18 protein-coding genes are annotated in these 18,574 nt (G+C 40.6%); 1 reads left to right on the forward strand and 17 read right to left on the reverse strand.

The annotated features are described in order from the left end of the window. Positions 1-5: 5 nt before the first annotated feature. The gene (gene mltG, locus CVS91_RS01285; RefSeq protein ID WP_107829744.1) at positions 6-950 is read right to left on the reverse strand and encodes an endolytic transglycosylase MltG; all 945 of its coding nucleotides are present in this window, start codon (positions 948-950) and stop codon (positions 6-8) included. Between the two features lie 73 nt (positions 951-1,023). Between mltG and CVS91_RS01290 the strand changes: the two genes are divergently transcribed. Then, positions 1,024-3,489 carry an AsmA-like C-terminal domain-containing protein gene (locus CVS91_RS01290; RefSeq protein ID WP_107829778.1) on the forward strand — a complete coding sequence of 822 codons (2,466 nt, stop codon included), beginning with the start codon at positions 1,024-1,026 and terminating at the stop codon, positions 3,487-3,489. 317 nt (positions 3,490-3,806) lie between these two features. On the opposite strand, the gene CVS91_RS01295 is transcribed toward CVS91_RS01290, so the two are convergent. The 16 genes from CVS91_RS01295 to CVS91_RS01365 all read right to left on the reverse strand — a co-directional run bounded on the left by CVS91_RS01295 (position 3,807) and on the right by CVS91_RS01365 (position 18,429). Then, a complete protein-coding gene (locus CVS91_RS01295; protein WP_107829746.1) occupies positions 3,807-4,001 on the reverse strand; it encodes a hypothetical protein in 195 nt (64 codons plus the stop codon). A gap of 136 nt (positions 4,002-4,137) precedes the next feature. Next, on the reverse strand, positions 4,138-4,278 hold the full coding sequence (locus CVS91_RS10170; RefSeq protein WP_199906212.1) for a hypothetical protein: 141 nt from the start codon (positions 4,276-4,278) through the stop codon (positions 4,138-4,140). A gap of 47 nt (positions 4,279-4,325) precedes the next feature. After that, positions 4,326-4,667 carry a hydrogenase maturation nickel metallochaperone HypA gene (gene hypA, locus CVS91_RS01300; RefSeq protein ID WP_021089151.1) on the reverse strand — a complete coding sequence of 114 codons (342 nt, stop codon included), beginning with the start codon at positions 4,665-4,667 and terminating at the stop codon, positions 4,326-4,328. Beyond that, the gene (gene hypE, locus CVS91_RS01305; RefSeq protein WP_107829748.1) at positions 4,667-5,659 is read right to left on the reverse strand and encodes a hydrogenase expression/formation protein HypE; all 993 of its coding nucleotides are present in this window, start codon (positions 5,657-5,659) and stop codon (positions 4,667-4,669) included. The genes hypA and hypE overlap by 1 nt, the downstream gene beginning before the upstream one ends. Positions 5,660-5,667: 8 nt before the next feature. Then, on the reverse strand, positions 5,668-6,756 hold the full coding sequence (hypD, locus tag CVS91_RS01310) for a hydrogenase formation protein HypD (protein WP_107829750.1): 1,089 nt from the start codon (positions 6,754-6,756) through the stop codon (positions 5,668-5,670). Continuing rightward, entirely contained in the window at positions 6,756-6,995 is a 240-nt protein-coding gene (locus CVS91_RS01315; protein ID WP_107829752.1) for a HypC/HybG/HupF family hydrogenase formation chaperone, read from the reverse strand. The genes hypD and CVS91_RS01315 overlap by 1 nt, the downstream gene beginning before the upstream one ends. Further along, entirely contained in the window at positions 6,995-7,807 is an 813-nt protein-coding gene (gene hypB, locus CVS91_RS01320) for a hydrogenase nickel incorporation protein HypB (RefSeq protein ID WP_107829754.1), read from the reverse strand. Before hypB ends, CVS91_RS01315 begins: the two co-directional genes overlap by 1 nt. Before the next feature lie 124 nt (positions 7,808-7,931). Continuing rightward, positions 7,932-8,564 (reverse strand): GDYXXLXY domain-containing protein, encoded by a 633-nt coding sequence (locus tag CVS91_RS01325; RefSeq protein WP_107829756.1) that lies wholly within the window; start codon positions 8,562-8,564, stop codon positions 7,932-7,934. Beyond that, positions 8,561-9,823 carry a DUF2157 domain-containing protein gene (locus tag CVS91_RS01330; RefSeq protein WP_107829758.1) on the reverse strand — a complete coding sequence of 421 codons (1,263 nt, stop codon included), beginning with the start codon at positions 9,821-9,823 and terminating at the stop codon, positions 8,561-8,563. Before CVS91_RS01330 ends, CVS91_RS01325 begins: the two co-directional genes overlap by 4 nt. Positions 9,824-10,186: 363 nt before the next feature. Next, a complete protein-coding gene (gene nikR / locus CVS91_RS01335; RefSeq protein WP_107829760.1) occupies positions 10,187-10,600 on the reverse strand; it encodes a nickel-responsive transcriptional regulator NikR in 414 nt (137 codons plus the stop codon). A gap of 45 nt (positions 10,601-10,645) precedes the next feature. Next, positions 10,646-12,871, reverse strand: coding sequence for a carbamoyltransferase HypF (hypF, locus tag CVS91_RS01340; protein WP_107829762.1), 2,226 nt, complete (start codon positions 12,869-12,871; stop codon positions 10,646-10,648). After that, the gene (locus tag CVS91_RS01345) at positions 12,855-14,327 is read right to left on the reverse strand and encodes a hypothetical protein (RefSeq protein WP_107829764.1); all 1,473 of its coding nucleotides are present in this window, start codon (positions 14,325-14,327) and stop codon (positions 12,855-12,857) included. Before CVS91_RS01345 ends, hypF begins: the two co-directional genes overlap by 17 nt. Beyond that, positions 14,324-14,866: a HyaD/HybD family hydrogenase maturation endopeptidase gene (locus CVS91_RS01350; protein ID WP_107829766.1), complete on the reverse strand. Its 543-nt coding sequence runs from the start codon at positions 14,864-14,866 to the stop codon at positions 14,324-14,326. The genes CVS91_RS01345 and CVS91_RS01350 overlap by 4 nt, the downstream gene beginning before the upstream one ends. After that, positions 14,866-15,546: a Ni/Fe-hydrogenase, b-type cytochrome subunit gene (gene cybH / locus CVS91_RS01355; RefSeq protein WP_021089089.1), complete on the reverse strand. Its 681-nt coding sequence runs from the start codon at positions 15,544-15,546 to the stop codon at positions 14,866-14,868. Before cybH ends, CVS91_RS01350 begins: the two co-directional genes overlap by 1 nt. A gap of 9 nt (positions 15,547-15,555) precedes the next feature. Next, entirely contained in the window at positions 15,556-17,274 is a 1,719-nt protein-coding gene (locus CVS91_RS01360; RefSeq protein ID WP_107829768.1) for a nickel-dependent hydrogenase large subunit, read from the reverse strand. 9 nt (positions 17,275-17,283) lie between these two features. Further along, positions 17,284-18,429, reverse strand: a complete 1,146-nt coding sequence (locus CVS91_RS01365) for a hydrogenase small subunit (protein ID WP_103634173.1) — start codon at positions 18,427-18,429, stop codon at positions 17,284-17,286. Positions 18,430-18,574 lie beyond the last annotated feature (145 nt).

An 18,574-nucleotide genomic window follows, 5' to 3' on the forward strand; every position in this document is an offset into this window, starting at 1 on the left:
TAGCCCTATTTTGCGATATTTTGATTGTGCTCGCTTAAGGTTTTTGAAAAAATGTGTTTTTTCGCCTTTTTATCAAGCACAAAGTATAAATAATCGCTCTTTGCAGGGTTTATCGCTGCTTTTATCGCACTTATTGAGACCGAGCAGACTGGACTTGGCGGGATGCCGTCGTTTAGATAGGTGTTAAACTCGCTCATGTCGCTTCTTATACGCTCAGCCGTGATCACATCGTGCGAGTAGATGCCATAATTTAGCGTGCCGTCCATCTGCAGTCTCATGCCCTTATCTAGGCGGTTGTAGATGACGGAGGCGACAAGAGGCATCTCAGCGTCATTTGCGGCCTCTTTTTGGATGATCGAGGCGATGGTTAAAATTTTAAACCACTTTTTCTCGTTGTATTCACCAAAAATTTTCCTGCTGATCTCGCTTTGCGCCTTTTTAGATGAATTTACAAGGTAATAGGCTAGATGTCTTTCGCTGATGCCAACTGGAATTTTATAAGTATTTGGCATCAAAAAGCCGTCACTAACTGGAGCAATGGCGTTATACTCGCTATTTAGTTTAGCTCCGTCAAGTCCTAGCTGGGCAGCGATTTGATTTAAAAAAACTATCGTAGTCTCACCTGGAATGAGCGTGATCTCGGTCATCGCTGCCTTTGCCTTGGCAAGTTTTTTTAAAAAATCAACCCTTGAAATTTTATCTTTGCCTATCTCGATCCAGCCTGACTGAGGCGAACCGATAAAGCGCATGGCGTACTTGTCGATCGCGCTTAAGTTAAAGTTGCGATTAGCTAAATAAGATATAATTTCGCCCACACTTCCCTTTGGCACAAAGACGACCTTGCTCGTGTTTATGGGGCGTGCCAAATAGACAAATACGCTTAGGACAACGATGAGTACGATATCAAAGAAAATATCCAGATACGGCTTTTTTATAAAATTTTTTATCATTTTGATTCTTTCGCTTCTTTTGCTTTTAAAATACGGCATAAAAATTAACGATTTCGAGTTTTACGGCGTAAAATTGGAGCAATTATATATAAAGTTAGATAAAAAAATAATTGTAAGAGCAAAGCAGATCAAGCTACCTAAATTTAAACAAAACGCAGAGCAAAAAACCAGCGACAAGCAGCTTTTAAACCTTAGTCAGGGTGTTGATTATCTTGACACATTTTTTCAAGAAATTTCGCTTGAGAGCGTGCAAATCGGCGATGATTTTAAGATCAAAGTTTTATTTTTAGATGATATATTTTTCGTCGATAGCCCTTATCTAAACATAGATATCAAATTTCAAAACGAGCAACAAAATGGTGTTGATCGCTTCATAGTAAGAAATTTAAGCCTTAAAGATTTTAACGTAAGCATTAGCGGCGAAGGCAGTGCAAATTTTGACAATGATGATTATAAATTTGATGGAAATTTCACCTCGCACGAGCTAAATGGCAAGCTTAGCTTTGCCTTAAAAGATACGCTTTTAACCTACAAAGCCTATGACGTAAATGCTGGCAGTATCAAGGACTTCATCGCTGAGCTTGATAGCCGCATACATCTAAACAGCGAGGTTAAAAACTGGATATATGGCTACATCGTGGCTGACGACTATCATCTAAATGAGATAAACGGCAAGGCTGACCTTAAAGAAAATGATCTTTTCTTAAACGATCTAAATGCAACTGCAAATGCCAAAAATTTACTTGTTAAATTTGATAAAGGCTTGCCAGCCGTAAATGTCGCTGAGGCAAATATCACGCTTAATAACTCAAAGCTTAAATTTGACCTAACGGCTCCAGTTTATAAGGGCAAAAAGCTTGATGGCTCAAATGTCGCGATAAATAATATCTTTGATGAAAAGAGTGCAAATTTAGAGCTTTTTATAAAGACAAATTCCATTTACGATGAGGCGATAAATGAGATACTAAGAGCTTATAAAATCAACGTGCCAGTAAGGCAACTAAGCGGAAAAATGGACGCTAGCCTAAAAATTTTGATAAAACTTGATGAGAAAAGCTTAGAAAATTTTGACGAAAAAAGTGTCATCGCAAATGGCGATTTTAAGATAAGCGACGCAGTTTTAGATATCGCTGGGAGTAAATTTAACGCTAAAAGCGCCCTTGTAAAACTTGTAAATACTTCTGCTCTAAACATCGATGCAAGCGGCTTTGGGCTTGACTTTTTCAGGGCAAATGCAAAAGCCAATATAAATTTACAAAAAAGCACCGGTGAGATAAAAGGCGTCATAGAGAGCTTTGATCTAAAAGAGAAAAATGATGAAATTTTAGCCTTTAAAAATGAGCCATTTACTGCAATTCTTGACTTTAGCAAGCCAAGTGAGACAACGCTTAGCATTGAGCCTTTTTGGATAAATTTAAGCTTTGGCGATGAGAGCACGATAGCTACAAAAAATAGCAACTTCATCATGCAAAACTCCCCACTTTTAAAGCAAAATGGCGTGCTTGGCTTTGAAGATGTGAGCATAAAGAGCAAGGACTTTGTTAATCTTGAATTTTTGGCAAAAGGGCTTAAATTTGACCTGCCGTTTTCGGACAAAAATGGCTCAAAATATGATAGTGATGACTTTTTGATCACGGTCTCAAAAGCTGGCGTAAAGGTGCAAAGTGCAAGCAAAAAACTCTCTTTAAATATCGCTGAAAAGGGCATAGAGGTTAAGAGTAACGACCTAAATTTGCTTGTGCTTGATGACAACAGCACAAAAGAGCAAAGCACGCCACTTGAGCTCTTTGCAAAAAATGGCGACATCATCTTAAAGGACTTAAACAAAACCTTGCCATTTACTAGCTTTAGCGCCGAAAAAAAGGGCAAAAGCACCTCGCTAAATGGACTGGCAAAGCAAGGCAGAGTTGGATATTTTAGCGATGAGAAAAGCATAAATTTAGACGCAACTGATATAAGCGGCGAGTTTATCAATGGTCTTTTAGGCACCAAGAGCTTTGAGGGCGGTAAATTTCGCCTAAAAATGCTTGGGGAGAGCTCTAAAAATTTCAAGGCTGAGGTGAGATTTTTTGGCACCTATCTAAAAGACTACATCTTTTATCAAAGGCTCTTAAGCTTTCTAAACTCGGTGCCGTCGCTTCTTAGCTTTAAAACGCCTGATTTTAACGACAAAGGTTTTACCGTTAAAAACGGCAAAATTTTACTAACTAGAAAGGGTGACGTGATCGAGTTTTTAGCCATAGAGATGATAGGCACGAGCGCAGATATCGGCGGACGCGGCACGATCGATCTAAAGAGCAAAAAGATAAACATCGACCTTGAACTAAAGATACTAAAAGACGCAAGCGGCATCATCGACAAGATCCCACTTATCAACCAAATCATCCTTGGCAAAGACCGCTCGCTCTCAACCGTCATCTCCATACGTGGCACGACCGAAAAGCCAGAGTACTCGACGCAGATCTTGCAAGACGCCCTGCTCTCACCACTAAAGATAATAAGAAATGTCCTGCAAGCTCCATTTTTGATATTTGAGTAAAGTGCTACGCAAAAATATTGTTTAGTCTGACTTTTTACAAAATTTACGGCGGAGCCTGTCCGCCACTTGCTTGTGTGTCTTACTGACACTTCGTCTAAACAAAAAGTACATCATTATCACCTAACATTCATGGTTCGATGCCTGCCAAAGTCTTTTTAGTTCGATTTGTATTTAGTTTTAAAATGAAGTGCTGGGCTTGTTATTTTTGCAGCAAGACCTTATTTTAATAAAAGCTTGTTTTGTAGTTAAATTTAGATTTTCGCAGTATCTACAGCTCTTTTAAAAACTAAAGCGCTTTTGTGCAAAGGCGTTAAATTTTACGATCTAGCTAAATTTATAATGTAGCTATGAAATTTAGCCTGATTTATAGTCTTTGTAATAGAAGAATACCCGCCAAAATAAGCTATCTTTGAGCTATGTGGCTTTAGTAAATTTTTGTCCCCAAACGTGATAAGCACGATATTTTTTAGAGCTGTAGCTATGTCCGCACTTGGCACTATTTGCTGGCTCAAGTATCAACATATTAGCGTAGGATATTTAGCTCTGCATATTAATGCCACCATAAAAAGTGTCCGAAAGAGATCATCTAGCTTGAAGTAGCCGCCAAAAGAGCTTAAAATATCTACCTTGTTATTATCCACTAAAGCCTTAAAAGCTAAATTTCTCGTGGCAATTTCTAAAATACCAAGTTTTTAAGCCAGCCTGTACTAGCAAAAAGTTCTTTTTATGCTCTTGCTCGTTTTTATAGCTTTTTAGGCGTTTGATTGAGAAAAATTTAACACTATCCATAAAAATCATTAAATTCATAAAATTTTACGCATTATAATACGTAAAATTTACTTCATCTCAAGGCGCATAAGATACATATCCTCGCCGTCAGTAACCTTTAAATTTTGACTTTTGCACTTTGGACAAGTAAAGTCATTTTCGCTAAGCTCCCCGCCAAATCCACAGTCCAAACACTCAATCACAATGCCTTGTAAATTTATGACAAGCTCGGCGTTTTCACAGATCGTGCCAGCCTTATAAACATCAAAGGCACTCTCCAGATAGTGTGGCTCCACTCCGCTTAAGCGACCAACTTTTATCTCGATCTTGCTTATCTCTTTGGCATTTTCTTTGGCGGCATTTTTCTCACAAAGACTGACTAAATTTTGAACGATACTAAGCTCGTGCATTAGCAGATCCTTGGTAGTAGCTCGCCCTTTGGCGGCTCGAGAAATCTTCTTGATTTATAGGCGTTTTCTATGATGACACGCTCGTTTTTGGCCTCCATTACCTCGCCTATTATCATCGCGTTTTTATCAAATTCTCTTAAAATTTTAAGTGCCTCTTCAGCCTGGCTCTCATCAACAGCCATCACAAAAGTACCTTCATTTGCAAGTTCATAAGGCTCAAAACCAAACAGCTCACAAACGCCCATCACTTCGTCTGCGACCTTGATATTTTCTTCAAAAACTAAGATGTCAAATTTGCTAAATTTAGCCCACTCGTTTAGCACCGCACTTAGTCCGCCTCTAGTCGCATCACGCATAGTTTGTGGCTTTATACCAGCGCTAAATAGCTTTAAGACAACCTCTTTTAGGCTCTTGCAGTCACTTTTTAGATCAAGCCCAAGCTCAAATTCCTCTCTTGCTGCTAGCACCACACCGCCGTGTCTGCCAACATCTCCAGAGATGAGAATTTTTGCTCCTGCTTTTAAATTTTTAAGCTCCACACCTTCGCAAACTATCTCGCCGATGCCTGCTGTGTTTATGAAAATTTTATCGCATTTGCCCTTTGGCACGACCTTCGTATCGCCACAAACTACGCTCACGCCGCTATCTTTACAAGTTTTTGCAAGCGAGCCAAGCACACGCTCGAGCTCCTCTATACTAAGCCCCTCTTCGATGATGAGCGAGCAGCTTAGGTATTTTGCGCTTGCTCCAACCATTGCTAGGTCGTTTATAGTGCCGCAAGCTGCGATCTTGCCGATATCGCCGCCATTAAAAAAAATGGGAGTTACCACAAAGCTATCGGAGCTAAATGCGATCTTGCCGTTTAAATTTAGTATCGCTGAGTCGTTGCTCTGCCTTAAAATTTCATTATCAAAAATTTTAAATATCGTCTCGTTTATAAGCGAGTTCATCTCCTCGCCGCCGCCGCCGTGGCTTAGCATTATCTTTTTCATTAAATTCCTTAACCAACTCTTGCGTATTTAAAATATGCCGCACAAGCGCCCTCGCTTGATACCATGCACGATCCTATCGGATTTTGCGGGTTGCAGACCTTGCCAAAGACCTTACAATCAGTCGGCTTTGCTAGCCCTCTTAAAATTTGCCCACAAATGCAAGCCTTGCTCTCGCCAGCGCTCTCTACGCTGCAGTCAAACTGCACTCTAGCGTCAAGATAGGCAAACTCGTCTTTTAGCTTCATACCGCTTTGCGCTATCTCGCCAAGGCCTCTCCAGACAAAGTCGCACGGCTCAAAATACTTAGCTATGAGCTCTTTTGCCTTAAGGTTGCCCTCTTCTTTAACCGCCCTTGCGTACTCGTTATAGACTTCATAAGTGCCTGCGTTTTGCTGACGGACTAAATTTAGCACACTTGCCATGATATCAAGCGGCTCAAAACCGCTAATGGCGATGGGTCTTTTAAATTCGCTAGCTAGCTCTTTGTAAATTTTGCTTCCAGTGATGACGCTTACGTGACTTGGTCCCAAAAATGCGCCTATCCTTACGTTTTCATCGCTCATTATAGCTCTAACTGGCGCTGGGACGGTTACGTGATTTATATGAAAATATAAATTTTTAATGCCCTCTTGCACCACTTTTTCAACCAAATTTGCGCTCATCGGCGTCGTCGTCTCAAATCCGATCGCAAAAAATATGACCTTTTTGTCTGGATTTTGCTTAGCGATATTTAGCGCATCAAGTGGCGTGTAAAGTGCCCTTATATCGTGTCCTTCGCCGCGAAGCTTTTGCAAGCTTGTCTTTGAGCCAGGCACTCTTAGCATATCAGCTAGCGTGCAAAAGATCACATTCTCCATGCTAGCTAGCTTACAGGCCTCATCTATGCGGCTTTTTGGCATCACACAGACTGGACAGCCTGGGCCGTGGACGAAATTTATATGCTCTCCAACTAAGCTTGGCAGTGCAAATTTCATAATGCTATGCGTATGGCCACCGCAAATTTCCATGATGTTTAGCGGTTTTACGCTCTCTTTTTGTATGAGCTTTGAAAGGGCTAGGATTAAATTTTTATCGCGAAAGTCATTGATAAGATCCATCAAATTTTCCCCGCGTCCATATCCTCAGCGATCTTTTGATAGACCTCTAAGCTCTCAAGCGCAAACTGCGTATCGATCTTTTGCATGGCGTATCCAACGTGGATTAGCACGTATTCGCCAACTTGTACCTCTTCGGAGATGAGATCTAGGCTTACCTTTCTAGTAACGCCCAGAGTCTCAACGGTAGCAACGTTATTTTCATCTATTTCTATTACTTTTGAAGGGATCGAAAGACACATTATCTTAGCTCTTTTTTAAATTCCAAATAACTTATCCACTTATCGATGCCCTCGCCTGTTTTGCTATCTACTACAAAGATATCGACCTTTGGATTTAGCTTTCTAGCGTCGTTTTTCACTCGCTCGATATCAAAGTCAAAGTGCGGCGCAAGCGAAGCTTTTGTGATCAAAAGCACGTCAGCAGCCCTAAACATCACTGGATATTTGCTCACCTTATCATCGCCCTCTGGCACTGAAAGAAGCACAGCGTTAAAGTGCGAGCCAACGTCGTAGCTAGCAGGACAGACTAAATTTCCTACATTTTCTATAAAGACTAGATCAAGCTCGTTTAGTGGCAGGTGATGAAGCCCCTCATGCACCATAAAAGCGTCCAAGTGGCAGGTCTGACCTGTGCTTATCTGATGAGCTTTTGCGCCAGCTTTTACTATACGGTCGGCATCTTGGTTAGTCTCAAGATCGCCCTCGACAACGCCTATTTTAAATTTACCAGCCTTTATCGTAGCCTCTAAAAGCGTAGTCTTGCCAGCGCCTGGACTACTCATCAAATTTACACAAAGTATCTTTTTCTCATCAAGATGCGCTCTGTTGTGAGCGGCCTCTTTGTCGTTTTCAGATAGAATTTTCTCTATCACGTCTATGGTTTTGCTCTCGTTTAGCACAGGGTGCGCGTGAGCCTCGTGACTATGCTCGTGTGCGTCATGAGCGTGATCTGTATACCCATCATGAGTGTGTGGGTGTGAGTGAGTGGTGCCATCAGCATGAGTGTGAGTGTGGGCGTGATTACCCATTGAACAACCGCAATCTTTACACATTTTATTATCCTTTTTTATTAATTTTCAGAGATTTTAACGCTTAAATTTAAAAATAAAATTAAAATTTAAGGGCATTTTATGCAAATGAGATAAATTAACCCGTTTTTTAATCATCCCTTTAAATTTACCTTTGATCTTGCAAGCGAACTGGCTCTTCAAAGCTCTCGTTATCATCTGTGTAGCCATTTTCATCAAAATTTTCATCATTGCTTCTTTTTTTGCCATTTGGTGTGATGATGATATCTTTTAGCCTTGCCCTACCATCATCCATCACCATCAAAACAGCGACAGCATCCACATCTTGATCCATCATCTCTCGCTCAGTCTGCTTTGCCTTTTTAGTTGGCATGTAAAACTCTTCGATGCCATATTTTACAAATAAATATCCATCAAATTTGCCAGCTAAGAAAAGAGCGTCTTTTGGCTTAGTAAAGCTAAATTTATCAAAAGCGTAAGTAGCATTAGCATCTTGCTTTAAAATGGCGTAAATTTCATCATTTTTTGAGATATTTCTATCATATATATATATCTCAACGCCAGTTTTTTCATCAAATTTAGACTGCTGCAGATTTGAAAAATCTGAAAAATCATAGCTCAAGCTCACGTAGTTTCCGCGAAAGAGATCCCTTGGATCGTAAAGTTTTACCCTCACTTTTACCTCTTTTCCAAGATAAAGTGGCATGAGCGCGTATGCGAGCATCGCAATTATTAGTAAAATTTGAAAAATTATGGCTAGTATCAGTGATCTTATCTTCATTTTGTACGTCCTTTTTTAGCAGCGACTGCGAGCACGACGAAGGCAAAGACGATAAATAGCGCCGTAGCCCCCAAATAATCGCCTATTAGCTCAAAGTATCTAACCACCGCAACTAAGAATATCATGCATAGTCCAAGCGTTAGCTCGCCATTTTTGATAAGCACGGCTGCAACGATGATGTTTGCTAGCGAGAAGAAGATATTTGCATATCCAACGCCCAGACTAAAGACAAATGGCAACGCAAAGAGTATCAAGCCAAGAAGCAAGCCGCTTTTGTTTTTCTCTTTGAAAAATAGCGCAATGCTAGCGATGCTAAATACGGCAAAAACCTTGCCAAAACTGCTATAAAAAAATGCTTTTGCAAACCAAAATTTATCTTCTTCTAGCTCGTAGATGTCGCCATTTGCATAAGCTATCAGGCAAACGATCAAGATAACGATGCCAAGATACTTGCCAAAGCCTTTTACAAGGTGCGCTAGCCTATCTCTAAAGCCAGCTAACGTGCTAAAGAGCGCGACAAGTAAAAGCGCGTATGAGAGCGACAAAGTAGCAGCCATCGGCGCTCTGAACATAAGATCATAGCCATAAAATTCATTAAACCCACTGATCCTAGCGCAAAGCGAAACGATGTAGAAAAATATATCCGCCAAAAGCACAATCGTAAGAAAAATAGAGTCACTTTTATAAAGCGTGTAGGTGCCAAGGGCTATAAAGATGATAAATTCATAAGCAAACTCGCCGCCCGTGCCCTTTAAAACAAACCAGATCGTCGCAAAAACAAGGCTTTGAGCCACCAGCAGACCCTTTTTGCTAGCAAAAGAGAGTGCCATAGCTCCAACGCTCCAGAGCAAAACTCCACCACTTGGCTCGTCGCTAATATTATAAATTTGAGCGATAAGCGCTATGGCAGCTCCGTAGCAGAAATTTCCCAAAAAGAGCGTGGCCGTGCCAAGCTTGTCTTTGCCCTTTTTGAGATAATAAACTCCGCCAAAATTTAAAAGAGCAAGCACTCCAAAGATGATGACAAGGCGCCCCATCCTTGGTATCTCCTCCCAGTAAGCTCCAACAAGGGTAAAAAATGCCAGCGCAAAAAAGAGATAGGCAACCAACTTTAATATAAAACTAGTCTTTTCGCTATGAGCGTTTATATCTATATCATATAAATTTGCTATCTTTAAAGCGGTGGCCTTATCGACCACGTCCTCTTTTTGCCAGCGATCTAGCTCTTTGGCCAGAAAATTTCTATTGTAAAAATTCATCTTTCATTCTCTTTAAATGACATTTTTTTGTGGCTAATAATAGCATACAAGCGCCAAAAATGCCAGAACAAAAATAAAGCAAAAAGAGAGAAACTTAAAAAGCCAAAAAAGAACTTGGGCGGGCTTTTGCAAATTTAGCTTTAGCCAAAGCCCAAGCAAAAAACGGTCATCAAACTATTTTTACCAAAAAGATACATGGCATGCGCAAAAAAATGCAACAAAACCCTGCTATAAATTTGCAAAAATGGATCACAAAAACTGCTAAAAAACTAACAAAAAGACAAAATAAGACAAGCTCCGCAGCCAAGAGCACTGCTAGCTATTTACAAAAATCCTAAATTAAGAGCCAAAAAGGCTTTTAACTTAAAATTTAGGCACAGCGGCCTTTGTAAGTTTAGAAAACTTAACACCCTTTAAGCCAGCAATCCTATCAGCAAAGCGCTCTATCTTGCCAGCCTCACCTCTTATCGAGATCGTTTCTAAGCAGTTGTGGTGATCGACATGAACGTGATTTGTGCAGATGATCTTCACATCAGAGTCATGCTCGATATCCATTTTTTTATTCACCAAATCGTTGTGATGATGCACATAAATGAGCGTCAAAACCCCAATCAACTCCTCGTTAGCGTCCTTCCAGCTGTCATTTACGATCTTTTCGCGGATCAGATCCCTCGTAAATTCGCTCCTAGAAGCGTAGCCTTGTTCGCTAACCTTTCTGTCTAGTTCGTCTAGTAATTGACTAGGCAAAGAGACACTAAAACGTATAACACTATCCATTTTTTGCTCCTTTCTCGTTTGATTACCGTTTATAATCATTATACATCACTTATTAGAAAATGTGGATAAATAATAATAAATTTGCCCTAAATTTACGTTAGAATCGTTACTACAGAATTTCTTATTGATATAAAATTTCAAATTTACTTCAGTAAATTTTTTGTAAATAAGCTCAAGCAAAGTCTTATTTTGAAAAACTCCGCCACTTAGTAAAATCTCTTTTTTCTCATTTTTAGAAATTTCAAAAATAATATCAGCCATGCCATTTATAAATGCCGTTGCAGCCACTCTTGGCTCATCTTTTAAAGCACTTTTAAAGGCATCTTTAAAGCCGATAACTCCGTCATTTAGGCTAAATTTGTAACACACATCTAAATTTTTATCATAAAGCGCCTCAAGCCTCATGCCGCTTTCGCCCTCAAAACTCGAGTGAGAAATGCCACATATTATCGCACCAAATGCGTCAAATATCCTACCAACAGAGCTTGTTTTTACTAAATTTAGCCCCTTTTGCTCCATCATTTTGAAATTTTGAAGCACTTTTTCATCAAAATTTACTAAAAATTTACGCCCTTCGTCCTCAAGCTCATACTTCAAAATAATAGAATAAGCGATGAGATAGATATTTTTTATGCTATTTTCGCCGCCAAATAAGCTAAATTCATCAAAGTGATAAACCCTTTTGTAGCTATTTTTATCTAGCCTAAAAATCTCGCCACCCCAAATTTTGCCATCTTCTGCGTATCCAGTGCCATCAAAACAAAAACCAAGATACTCTTTGTCTGGCAAATCATTTTCAAAGATCACACTTAGCAAATGCGCGTAGTGGTGCTGCAGATGAACTAGCTCAAAGCCCTGATCTTTTGCCCATTTTGTATTTAAAAAATTTGGATGCAGATCGGCTATAACTTTGTCTATTTTTAGATCATAAGTCGTTTCAAAAAGGGTAAAAATATCCTTAAACCTATCAAAAGTCGCCACGTTTTTTAGATCGCCGATATATGGGCTAATCATCAAAAGGCCGTCTTTATAGATACAAAATGAGCTTTTTAGCTCCGCTCCAAGGGCTAAAAACGTCCCTTTTTGCTTGAAATTTGTATGGATGAAATTTGGATTTAGCCCACGGCTCGTCCTTGTAAAAATTGTCTCATCTTCAACGCAAAATGCGATACTATCGTCACTTGGCGAGTAAATTTCGCGGTCGTGATCAAGGTAAAAGTCTATAACCTCACCTAATTTTTCTCTTAGCTCGCTCTCATCTTTTATCACAACCTCGCCTGAGATATTTGCGCTAGTTGCGATGATGTCGTGTTCTAAATAATCAAATAGCAAAAGATGTATGCCGCTAAATGCGAGCATGACGCCAAGCTTATTTAAATTTGGTGCGACACTTTTTGCGATATTTGAGCCATTTTTTGCTTCAAGCAGGACGATCGGCTTTAAATTTGAGCTAAGAAGTCTGGCCTCAGCCTCTGAAATTTGCGCTATCTCTCTAGCGTTTTGTAAATTTTTACTCATCAGAGCAAAGGGCTTGCTTGGGCGGTGCTTTCTGGCTCTTAGCTCGCAAACTGTAGCTTCATTTGTCGCGTCGCAAACCAGATGAAAGCCACCAAGTCCTTTAATGGCTAAAATTTTACCCTCATTTATGAGCCTAGCCGCCTCTTTGGCTGCTTCATTCTCGCTAGCTAAGACTTTGCCAAATTTATCTTTTAGATAGAGTTTTGGCCCGCAATTTGGGCAAGAGATCGGCTCTGCGTGGTAGCGGCGATTAAGCGGGTCTTTGTACTCGCTCTCACAAAACTCGCACATCTTAAACTCGTTCATCGTCGTATTTACCCTGTCATAAGGCAATGCTTTGATGATGGAAAATCTCGGTCCGCAGTTGGTGCAGTTTATAAATGGGTATTTGTAGCGTGGATTTGTAGGGTCATAAAACTCACGCAAGCAGTCGTCACAAAGCGCATAATCAGGCAAAATAGGCGCTTGTTTGGTGGCTGATTTTGAAGCGATGATCTCAAGCTTTTCGTAAATTTTATCTATCTTAAATTTCTTTAGTTCATCGATCCTAGCAAGGGCTGGTAGCTTCTCATAAAGCTCTTTTTCAAAAGCCAAAAAGCTGGCCTCTTCGCCGCTAAAATTTAGTTTCACTCCCTCGTCATCGTTGTAAATTTCGCCAACAAGCTTAAATTTATGCGCCAAAGTATAGACAAAAGGTCTAAAGCCCACACCTTGAACTAAGCCTTTGATCTCATATCTAAAGCTTGATCTCAATGCCAAATCCGGGGTCAAAATTTGTTTTTATATTTGGGTTTAGGTGCTTTTTTATCAAGTTGCTAACTGCCTTATTGTAAAATAAATCCCCGCTTAAAGTAACATTTTTAATGTTAAATTTATCTCGTTTTTCGTAGCTAAAATCGCTCAAAAAATGCGCCAAAGACTCGGTGCAACCAAAGCTGATATTCTTCTCTCCAGCGCCAGCAAGGATAAATGAAATAATACTTTTTACAAACTTAACCCCGTCTAAACCAAAGTCATCTTTCATCTTATAATCGATCCTAACGCCCTTTTGACCGCTAAAATCGCTTGCCATAAGAAGCAAATTCTCCCCTGCTTTTTTAAACTCATCACTTAAGCCAATCAAGCGTCCTGCTATGCAAAATAGCGAGAAAAAGCTAGCGTTTGAGCTAAATTTATCGCTTGGCAGAGCGCGCTCTTTACTGAAGTTTTCAAGTAGCCTTTCGCCACCATCCTGGGCTCTTATGAGCTCATAAATTTCTTCAAAGCTACTAAATTTTGGTAAAAATAGAAGCTGCGTTTTGCTTGATTTTGAAAGCAGGCAAATTTCATCATCGCTAAATTTGCTAAATTTAAGCCCCAAAGCCACCTCGCCCAAATAGCTAAGCTCAAATTTCTCATCATTTGTGTAAAAAAATGGGCTTAAAAGCGCGCTACTTTCAAGTAAAGCAAGCCTTGAAAGGGCGTTTTTTTGCTCATTTACAGAAACGCTTAAAAAACTAAAGCCCTCTTTGTTTAGCTGCTCGCAAAGGGCGTAAAGAAAAAGGTCATTTGGTGCCATCACGTCAAAAAATAGCGGTGCGCCCTCGTGGTTTTGCCTATAAATAGCTGTCGTCTTTAGTGCCAAAAGTGGCTTTTCAAAGCTAGCAAGCGCGATCTGCGCCCTATCACCAGCTATAAAAATTTTTGGTAGCTGTTTTAAATTTGTAGGTATCAAGAAATTTGCATCAAATTTTACCCCAAGAGAAATTTCATATAAATTTTCATCTTGCTCTACGCAAACGCTCTTACCATTTTTTAATAAATTTAGGCAGGTTTTTAGCTTTTCATTAAAATTATCAAGCGTTATCTCGCCATCAAATTTACTAAAAGAGAGCACGCCACTTTCATTTAAAATAGCCTTGCCATTAGCCAAAAATGCCGCAGCTTGAGATGGGCTAAGCGTGCCAAATTTTATCTTTTTAATTTCACCTGCCACGTCAAGCTCATCTGCCGTATCGACCTCGCTATGCTTTATAAAAAGGCTATAAGGCAAGATGACGCTAGCTCTGTCCGCTAGAGCGCTAAGCTCCTCATTTGAGCCACTAACTTTTAGGCAAATTTGATCATCTTTGCAGCTTATAGAGTGCTTAAGCTCCCCAGCTAATGAGTGTAAAAATGGCGCCAAAAAGGCTGGGTCTTTAAAACAGTCAAATTTAAAAGCAAGTATCATTTTAAACCTTTTTTGGCGTAGTCATCGAGGGTGTCGTTTAAGGTGAAATTTGCCACCTTTTCGCACTTAAAATCAAGCTCTTTTAAGTGATCAAGCAGCGTTTTTTCTAGGATGTTAGAAGCTTTTATCACTTCATCTGAGAGGCTAAAATTTGATGATTCTATGCGGCTAGGCACGATGCCTAAGATTTTGGTTGTCGGCCTGTCGCCTGCAAGCTCCATTAGATGAAGGGTTTGAAGCATCTCGATCTCGTGAGCCGAGCCGTCCCAGCTGATAAAATTTGGCACGTTTAGAAAGTCGAAAAAATAAACATCGCCCACGCTTGCGCCATTTGCGCTAATGCAATCAACGACGATAAGATAGTCAAATTCGCTTATTATGTGAGTTAGAGTGAGGGCTAAAGTGCCCCCGTCCATTAGAGTAAGTTCGTTTTTAGAGCTTGTAAATTTATAGTTTTTAGCCATCAAATTTACAAAATGAACACCTATGCCCTCATCAGCAAACATCACGTTGCCAATGCCAAGAACCAGCACTCTCATCAGTGTTCTTTTACAAATTTATAGCCACTAACGATGGCGTCCATCGCTCCATTTTTGCCTTTAACGGCGTTAAATATCGCCATATAAACGTGAATAGGCACAAATATCATGATGATCCACATGCAAATTCTATGTATCGTTCTAACATTTGCTAGTCCGCCCATAAGCTCTTCAAAGTATCTTGCTGGCTCGTAGATCGCTCCGCCAAGTCCATTGTGATAAACGTGAGCGTAAAGCACTAGGCCAGTTAGGCAAATGAGTGCCAAGATGACGTAAAAGAAAAAGTATGAGGCAAACTGCAATGGGTTATAAACGCCCCTTAAATGCGGGTGTGGCCCCATAAAAATGTAGTACTTGATCTGCGCTATCCAAACTTTTGGACTTAAAAAGTCAAGCACGCTCATCCACTCTTTTTTGCTGTGTTTATCAAAGACAAATAGATAGAATTTAAAGATAAATACCGCTATTAGCACAAAGCCAGCGACCTGGTGCGCCAAACGCCACTTTGCTTGCATGAAATTTGTAGGCTCACTCGTGATCTCTGGGCTCATAAAGACATAAGAGATGTAGTAGCCGCTCACAACCAAAAGCGTGATAGCTACAAATCTAATCCAGTGTGTCAGCCTAACGCCGATGGAGAATTCATATTCGCTGATCCTGTCAGGATTTTTATGTGACATCTTTTCTCCTTACAAATTTGGATTTATCTTATAAGTACTCAAATCATTTCCCTTCGTGTCCATAACATGCACGGCACACGCGATACAAGGGTCGTAAGAGTGAATTTTTCGTATTATCTCAAGTGGTTTTGAAAGATCAGCGATCTTCATACCAACTAAGCACGCCTCGTAGCTACCCATTTGACCTTTGGCATCTTTTGGAGAGGCGTTCCATGTGCTTGGCACGACTGCTTGCCAGTTTGAGATGACGCCATCTTTTATGCGGCACCAGTGGCTTAGCGCGCCTCTTGGGGCATTGCCTTTAAAGTGACCTTTATACTCTTTGCTATTATCTATGACATATTTTGCGCAGGTCTCTTGATCTGTCTTTAAATTTTCGATTAAGGCATTAAATGCGTCCATTGTGTGCTCTGCGACCACTTTTGCTTCAAGCATACGAGCAGCGGTTCTACCTAGGGTTGAAAAGACCGCGCTTAGTGGCAAGCCACTCTTTGACAAGAACTCATCGACTACTTTTTTAACTCTCTCGTTGCCTTTAGCGTAGTTTATGACGATGCTTGCGATCGGTCCTACTTGCATAGGCATGCCGTCATACCTTGGCGCTTTGATCCAGCTATATTTGCCCTTTGTGTCAAAAAGCTTGCTATGAGCTAGCTTGCCTTCGCCGTCTATGCTCTCGCCATCAACAAGGCCTGTGTAGTTTGCCTCTGTCTCGCCGTCATAAGGGTGAAGCGCTTTGTCGTTTTTATACCAAGCCCTTGTCGCCTCTTCTGTGATCTTATCTTCGTCTATGTCATAGACCTTGCTAAGATCGCCATTTAAGATGATACCGCCTTTAAATAGATGGTCATTTTTGCCGATCAAAAACTCATCGTAGCAGAATAAATTTGATACGCCAACATCGTTTAGAACGCTTGGCTCGTTTGCATAAGCCTTAGCCGCCATCAAAATATCTGGATAGTAAGCTCTATCTACAAATTCTTTGATCTCAGCAAATTTGCTCATATATTCGCCCATTCTAGCTGGATCCATAAGGTCCATCACGCAGGTCACGCCGCCAACTGTTAGGCTTTGTGGGTGTGGGTTTTTCGCGCCAAAGATAGCCATCATCTGAGCTGCTGTTCTTTGGATCCTAAGACACTCTAAGTAGTGAGAGAGGACGATCAAATTTTGCTCTGGCGTAAATTTATATGTGCTATGTCCCCAGTATGCGTTGGCAAATGGTCCAAGGTTGCCCTTTTTAACAAAGGCTTCAACCCTCTCTTTTACCTCTTTTAGCTTGTCTGCACCTGTTGCAAATGGCGTGCTTGTGTATTTAAACGCCTCCTCGCTAGCCTTATGTACGTCTGCGCTTAGTGCAGAGACGACGTCTGCCCAGTCCATGCCATGGAGCTGATAAAAATGCACGATGTGATCGTGAAGATATAAAGCTGCGTTCATGAGCGTTCTAGTTAGCTCTGCATTTAGCGGAGGCTTGATGCCAAGGGCGTCCTCAACTGCGACTATGCCTGCTCGGTAGTGTGAGTATGTGCAAACGCCACAAATTCTTTGCATAAAAAAGCCAGCATCTCTTGGGTCTCTGTTTTTTACTATCTGCTCTAAGCCCCTCCAAAGAGTTGAGCCAGAGTAAGCCTCTTTTACAACGTTGTTTTCATCGACTACGACTTCTATTCTTAAGTGCCCCTCGATACGTGTTATAGGGTCTATTACTATTCTTTTTTCACTCATTTTTTCGCCTTATTCTTTATCTTTACTCATACAAGCTAGTGCAGCGTGAGCCGCTATGCCAATACCAGCTAGAGCTAAAATTCCAATTCCTATTTTATCACTTACATTATCAGCGCCAAGCCCTAAAACAGTGTCAAATAGCCTATCAGCCATCGGCTCTTCAAACGGCCCCATCGTATCCCAGAAGTCTGGCTCTGAGCAGCCTATACAGCCGTGACCTGCCTGAACTGGCCATGATGTGTGTTGGTTAAATCTCTCGCGTGAGCAGTTATTAAATGTATATGGACCTTTACAGCCTACTTTATATAAGCAGTAGCCATTTTTTGCACCCTCGTCGCCAAAGCTTTGGACAAATTCGCCTGCGTCAAAGTGGCCACGTCTCTCGCAAAGATCGTGAATTCTTAAGCCATAAGCCCATTTTGGTCTGTTATAAACATCAAGTGCAGGCAAGGTGCCAAATAGCAAGTAGTGAAGCACGTTGCCAACGATGTTTTTCTCGCTTGGAGGACAGCCTGGCACGTTTATGACTGGCTTATCAGTCACCTTTGAAAGACCGACTGAATTTGTTGGATTTGGCTTAGCTGCTTGGATACCGCCAAAGCTAGAACAGGTGCCAATAGCAAAGATAGCAGCTGCGTTAGCAGAGGCATTTATAGCGTGAGTTTTGCCGCTAGTGCCATGAGGTCCGACTGTCAAAAAGTGCTCAGTAGCTCCCGTTGGGACGCCACCCTCAACTAGCAGGATATATCTGCCTTTATATTTTTCTATCGCATGCTCTAAATTTTCTTCAGCCTGCCAACCAGCAGCAGCCATGATAGTTTCGTGGTATTCAAGGCTTATGTAGTCAAATATAAGGCTATCTATACTTGGAGCGTCAGTTCTTAGCAAGCCCTCGCTACAGCCAGTACACTCAGCCATGTGAAGCCATATCACAGGGAGCCTATCGCTTAGCTCAGCAGCACGAGCAACCATCGGTGTCATCGCACTTGGCAATGCCATAAAAGCTGTCATCGCACCAGCCCACTTCATAAAATCACGCCTAGTAAAGCCCTTATCTTTTAAAAGCTGCGCAATACTAGTGTCATTTTTCATCTTAGGCAATGCACTAAGTTCGCTTAAGCGTCTATTTATCTTTTGACGCAAGTCATTATTCATATAAGCTCCTTCATTTGAAATTTGTTTATTTTGTATCTTATCTTTTTTAAAGAAGACAAATATTATTTTATTGTATTAATAATTATATTTAAATAAATTTTAAAGATTAAAATTTTAAACGCCTTGTTATCAATAATCTTAAAAT

Origin of the sequence: Campylobacter concisus (genome assembly GCF_003048985.1) — a bacterium.
GTDB lineage: Bacteria > Campylobacterota > Campylobacteria > Campylobacterales > Campylobacteraceae > Campylobacter_A > Campylobacter_A concisus_AY.

Excerpts from the sequence above, each read along its gene's own strand:
- mltG (WP_107829744.1), bottom strand. The coding sequence starts at position 950 with ATGATAAAAAATTTTATAAAAAAGCCGTATCTGGATATTTTCTTTGAT.
- CVS91_RS10170 (WP_199906212.1), bottom strand. The coding sequence starts at position 4,278 with ATGGATAGTGTTAAATTTTTCTCAATCAAACGCCTAAAAAGCTATAAA.
- hypA (WP_021089151.1), bottom strand. The coding sequence starts at position 4,667 with ATGCACGAGCTTAGTATCGTTCAAAATTTAGTCAGTCTTTGTGAGAAA.
- hypE (WP_107829748.1), bottom strand. The coding sequence starts at position 5,659 with ATGAAAAAGATAATGCTAAGCCACGGCGGCGGCGGCGAGGAGATGAAC.
- hypD (WP_107829750.1), bottom strand. The coding sequence starts at position 6,756 with ATGGATCTTATCAATGACTTTCGCGATAAAAATTTAATCCTAGCCCTT.
- CVS91_RS01315 (WP_107829752.1), bottom strand. The coding sequence starts at position 6,995 with ATGTGTCTTTCGATCCCTTCAAAAGTAATAGAAATAGATGAAAATAAC.
- hypB (WP_107829754.1), bottom strand. The coding sequence starts at position 7,807 with ATGTGTAAAGATTGCGGTTGTTCAATGGGTAATCACGCCCACACTCAC.
- CVS91_RS01325 (WP_107829756.1), bottom strand. The coding sequence starts at position 8,564 with ATGAAGATAAGATCACTGATACTAGCCATAATTTTTCAAATTTTACTA.
- CVS91_RS01330 (WP_107829758.1), bottom strand. The coding sequence starts at position 9,823 with ATGAATTTTTACAATAGAAATTTTCTGGCCAAAGAGCTAGATCGCTGG.
- nikR (WP_107829760.1), bottom strand. The coding sequence starts at position 10,600 with ATGGATAGTGTTATACGTTTTAGTGTCTCTTTGCCTAGTCAATTACTA.
- CVS91_RS01345 (WP_107829764.1), bottom strand. The coding sequence starts at position 14,327 with ATGATACTTGCTTTTAAATTTGACTGTTTTAAAGACCCAGCCTTTTTG.
- CVS91_RS01350 (WP_107829766.1), bottom strand. The coding sequence starts at position 14,866 with ATGAGAGTGCTGGTTCTTGGCATTGGCAACGTGATGTTTGCTGATGAG.
- cybH (WP_021089089.1), bottom strand. The coding sequence starts at position 15,546 with ATGTCACATAAAAATCCTGACAGGATCAGCGAATATGAATTCTCCATC.
- CVS91_RS01360 (WP_107829768.1), bottom strand. The coding sequence starts at position 17,274 with ATGAGTGAAAAAAGAATAGTAATAGACCCTATAACACGTATCGAGGGG.
- CVS91_RS01365 (WP_103634173.1), bottom strand. The coding sequence starts at position 18,429 with ATGAATAATGACTTGCGTCAAAAGATAAATAGACGCTTAAGCGAACTT.